The organism is Protofrankia sp. CiP1_Cm_nod2, assembly GCF_920664355.1.
Taxonomy (GTDB): Bacteria; Actinomycetota; Actinomycetes; order Frankiales; family Frankiaceae; genus Protofrankia.
This window is the reverse complement of sequence record NZ_CAKKTL010000352.1, coordinates 1-3,805: the sequence shown is the minus strand read 5'-3', so window position 1 is coordinate 3,805 and position 3,805 is coordinate 1. Positions and strand designations below refer to the sequence as shown.

Annotated in this window: 6 protein-coding genes; 4 read left to right on the top strand and 2 right to left on the bottom strand. The window is 74.4% G+C overall.

What is annotated here, in order from left to right:
• Window positions 1-360: DUF4439 domain-containing protein (locus NBW84_RS23170; protein ID WP_250287382.1), on the bottom strand; the 360-nt coding region annotated here is incomplete at its 3' end.
• Between the two features lie 6 nt (window positions 361-366).
• The gene (locus NBW84_RS23165) at window positions 367-921 is read right to left on the bottom strand and encodes a hypothetical protein (RefSeq protein ID WP_250287381.1); all 555 of its coding nucleotides are present in this window, start codon (window positions 919-921) and stop codon (window positions 367-369) included.
• Between the two features lie 87 nt (window positions 922-1,008).
• Between NBW84_RS23165 and rimP the strand changes: the two genes are divergently transcribed.
• The 4 genes from rimP to NBW84_RS23145 all read left to right on the top strand — a co-directional run.
• Complete coding sequence (gene rimP / locus NBW84_RS23160) at window positions 1,009-1,719, top strand: ribosome maturation factor RimP (RefSeq protein ID WP_250287380.1); 711 nt, start codon at window positions 1,009-1,011, stop codon at window positions 1,717-1,719.
• Window positions 1,716-2,804, top strand: a complete 1,089-nt coding sequence (nusA, locus tag NBW84_RS23155) for a transcription termination factor NusA (RefSeq protein WP_250287379.1) — start codon at window positions 1,716-1,718, stop codon at window positions 2,802-2,804. The genes rimP and nusA overlap by 4 nt, the downstream gene beginning before the upstream one ends.
• Complete coding sequence (locus NBW84_RS24660; protein ID WP_445548520.1) at window positions 2,710-3,093, top strand: YlxR family protein; 384 nt, start codon at window positions 2,710-2,712, stop codon at window positions 3,091-3,093. The genes nusA and NBW84_RS24660 overlap by 95 nt, the downstream gene beginning before the upstream one ends.
• A 175-nt stretch (window positions 3,094-3,268) precedes the next feature.
• Window positions 3,269-3,805 (top strand): translation initiation factor IF-2 N-terminal domain-containing protein (locus NBW84_RS23145; protein ID WP_250287378.1); only part of this gene is annotated, 537 nt, incomplete at its 3' end.

The following is a 3,805-nucleotide window of genomic DNA, read 5'->3' as shown; positions in this document are numbered from 1 at the left end:
CACCAGCGCGCGCAGGTCGCCGGCCAGCGCGCCGAGCGCGTCGTACGCGGCGGCCGCGCAGCGGTCCTCGACGGCGGCGAGCAGCTCGAGCGCGCCGGTGAGCCCGGTGGGCGGCACCGGCAGCTGGTACGCGGGCTCGGCCGCGGGCGGGCTGCCGCCGCGGCCGAGGATCTCGGCCACCAGCCGGTCCCGCAGCTCCCGGTGGGCGCCGTAGGCGCTCTGGGCGAGCAGCCGGGCCGGGTCCGAGACGGGCCGCAGCGGCGCCAGCGCGCCGCCGGCCGCGGCGGCGGCGTACACGGCGGCGTGCTGCACCGCGAGCAGACCGGACAGCGCCCTGACGGTGCCCGGATCGTCCGTCACCAGCGGTCACCTGGCCAGCTGGGTGAGCAGGTCGGCGTGGGCGAGCTCGGACGCGTGGATGCTGGCCAGCAGGGGGACGACGCCCACGGCCGCCGTCAGGCACCGGGCGCGCAGCAGAGCCGCGGCCTGCCGCTCCAGCTGGACGAGCGCGGCGACCGTGGCCTGCTGGGATGCCGCGGTCTGCTGGGGCACTGTGGTCTGCTGGGGCGTCCCCGGTGGGCTGGTCATGATTGTGAAGCCGCCGGTCACTGCCGATCCGATACGGCCGGCGTGCTCGGCGTGGTGGGCACGCAGCACCGCCAGGGTGGCGGCGATCGACGGATGCGCGAGGATAGCCTGATCATACGCGACGAGCAGGCCCTGTTCGGACCGCGTCACCGCCTCGAGCAGGGTGTTGTCGACGGTGTCCGGGCCGCCAGGCCCGCCCGGGCCGTACGCCGACCGGGTCCAGCTACAGCCGGTGAGCTCACTGGCGAGCGCGCCGGTGAGCGCGGCCGTCGCGGCCAGCGGGAGCGCACCGAGAACACCCCGCCGGCTCGGCCGCCGGCCAGCACCTGTCACGCTCACGGTCCAGCAGCTTGTCACAGCGACGGCGGACGTAGGCTCAGGATCTCCGGAGAGCACCATCCGAGAAAGGAGCGGGTCGACATGGGCGACGCCGTGGCCACAACCAGTGCCGCCGACGCCGGGGGCGCCGCCGTCGATGCCGGTGGTGGGCGACGTCGCGCCCAGACGCGGCCGCGAGGCCCGGACACCCGGCCCCGCTCCGCCCGGGCGGAGCTGGTGCGCCTGCTCACCCCCGCGCTGGCCGCGGGAGGGCTCGACCTGGAGGACGTCACCGTCAGCCGGGCCGGATCCCGCAGCGTGGTCCGGGTGGTCGTGGACCGCGACGGCGGAGTGGACCTGGACGCGGCCGCCGAGGCCAGCCGGGTGGCCTCGGCCGTGCTCGACGCCGCCGAGACCGATCCGGCGGCCGGCGGCCCGCCGCTGGCCGGGCCGTACGTCCTCGAGGTCAGCTCGCCCGGTGTCGATCGTCCGCTGGTGGCGCCGCGGCACTGGCGCCGGGCCCGCGGACGGCTGGTGTCGGTGCGCACCCGGGACGGCCGGCAGCTGCTCGGGCGGGTGCGCGCCACGGACGAGCAGGCGGCCGAACTGGTGCCCGAGGGTGGGCGCGCGGCCGTCGGCGACGTGGTGCGGATATCCTTTGCCGACGTGGTCAGAGCCGCCGTGCAGGTGGAGTTCCGCGCAGCCGACGAGGACCTCGCGACCGGCGATGAGGATCCCGCGGGCGACGAGCATCCTGTAGGCGACGAGGTCCTCGCGGCCGGCGAGGCCCAGGACGCGGAGGCGCAGCGATGAGACTCGACGTGGCGGCGTTGCGCGGCATCGAACGTGAGAAGGACATCGCCTTCGACACCCTGGTGGAGGCGATCGAGACCGCGCTGCTGACCGCCTACCGGCACACCGACGGGGCGGCCGCGGACGCCCGGGTGGTCATCGACCGGACGTCCGGGCAGGTGGCGGTGTACGCCCGCGAGACCTCCCCGGACGGGATGACGCGGGAATGGGAGGACACCCCCGCGGACTTCGGCCGGATCGCCACGATGACGGCCAAGCAGGTGATCATGCAACGGCTGCGCGAGGCCCAGCAGGAGATCACCTACGGGCAGTATGCCGACCGGGAGCACGAGGTCGTCTCCGGCGTCGTCCAGCACCACGAGCAGCGGGCCGGGTCGAAGGTCGTTCTGGTCGATCTCGGCACCCTCGAGGGTGTGCTGCCGCCCGCCGAGCAGGTCCCCGGCGAACGTTTCGAGCACGGGGACCGGATCAAGTGCTATGTCGTCAGCGTCACCCGGGGCGTGCACGGCCCCACGGTGACCCTGTCGCGGACCCATCCGGAGCTGGTCAAGGGCCTGTTCCGGCTGGAGGTGCCGGAGGTGGCCGACGGCACGGTGGAGATAGCCGCGATCGCCAGGGAGGCGGGCCACCGCAGCAAGATCGCGGTTCGGTCGACGGTGGCCGGGGTGAACCCGAAGGGCGCCTGCATCGGCCCGATGGGAGCGCGGGTGCGGGCCGTCATGGCCGAGCTGCACGGTGAGAAGATCGATATCGTCGACTGGTCCGCCGACTCGGCCGCGTTCGTCGGTAACGCGCTGTCACCGGCGCGGGTGGCGCGGGTCGAGGTCACCGATCCCGCCGTCCGCGCGGCGCGGGTGGTCGTGCCGGACTACCAGCTTTCCCTCGCCATCGGCCGGGAGGGGCAGAACGCCCGGCTGGCGGCACGCCTGACCGGGTGGCGCATCGACATACACTCGGATACGGAAGGCGCTGGTGACGCAGTGGTAAGGGATGGTGCGGAGGCGGGTGCCCGGCGGGCCGCGTCGCCGTCCTTCCCACGGAGATCTCCCGCTACCGGCGGCCCCTCGTCAGGTGCAACGAGATAGACTGATGGGCGCACGCCGTGCGGAGCCGGTCCGTACATGTGTGGGATGTCGTGCCCGGGTGGCGCGGTCGGACCTGATGCGTACGGTGGCGGTAGGCGGTGAGCTCAGACCAGATGTTCGCCGCTGTATGCCTGGGCGGGGGGCACACCTGCACCCCGATCTGGCATGCCTGGACCTCGCGGAACGCCGCAGGGCGTTTCCGCGGGCGCTGCGGGTCGCGGGGCCGCTCGGGCTTGAGCATGTCAGGGCGCACCTCGTCCAGCGGCGCACGGCCGGGGAGCAGCGGTAGGACGGACAGGCCTCGCACCGATGCGGGGCTGACGGAAGATCGGACGACATCACCCGATGTCGACACGGAAGCAGGTCGAGACAGCGATGACCGCGCGATGAGCACGCAGCCATGATCACGACCAGCAGGTAACCAGGGTCACGCGGGCGGACCGCGGGCCGAACGAAGGAGCACCGTGGCAGGAAAGGCCCGCGTACATGAGCTCGCCAAGGAGCTCGGCGTCGACAGCAAGACCGTGCTTGCCAAACTGAAGGATCTCGGCGAGTTCGTGAAGTCGGCATCATCCACAGTCGAGGCACCGGTCGTCCGCAAGCTCAAGGAGTCGTTCCCCTCCGAGAGCGCCGGTGCGCAGCGCTCCGCCGGGCGCGGCGGAGCCCCCGCGGGCAACAGCGCCCGGCCGGTGCCAGGTGCCCGTCCAGGGCCGCCACCGCCCCGCCCGGGCCCGCGGGTACCCGGTCGCCCGGGCGGGCCGGCCCGTCAGCACGGCCCCGCGGCCCCGGCCACGCCCGCCGGCCAGACGCCCTCAGGCCAGACGCCCTCAGGCCAGACGCCCTCAGGCCAGACGCCCTCAGGCCCGGTCGTCCCATCGCGTCCGAGCACGCCGCCGGCACCGCACCCCTCCGCGGCGCGCGCGGCCAGCCCGGGCGCCACGCCGGGCGCCCCGTCGGCTCCGCAGCACGCCCGGCCCCGCCCGGGTGCGCCCACTCCGCCT

What these genes read in the sequence shown, in the direction of transcription:
- rimP (WP_250287380.1), top strand. Translation starts at nt 1,009, where the DNA reads ATGGGCGACGCCGTGGCCACAACCAGTGCCGCCGACGCCGGGGGCGCC.
- nusA (WP_250287379.1), top strand. Translation starts at nt 1,716, where the DNA reads ATGAGACTCGACGTGGCGGCGTTGCGCGGCATCGAACGTGAGAAGGAC.
- NBW84_RS24660 (WP_445548520.1), top strand. Translation starts at nt 2,710, where the DNA reads ATGGTGCGGAGGCGGGTGCCCGGCGGGCCGCGTCGCCGTCCTTCCCAC.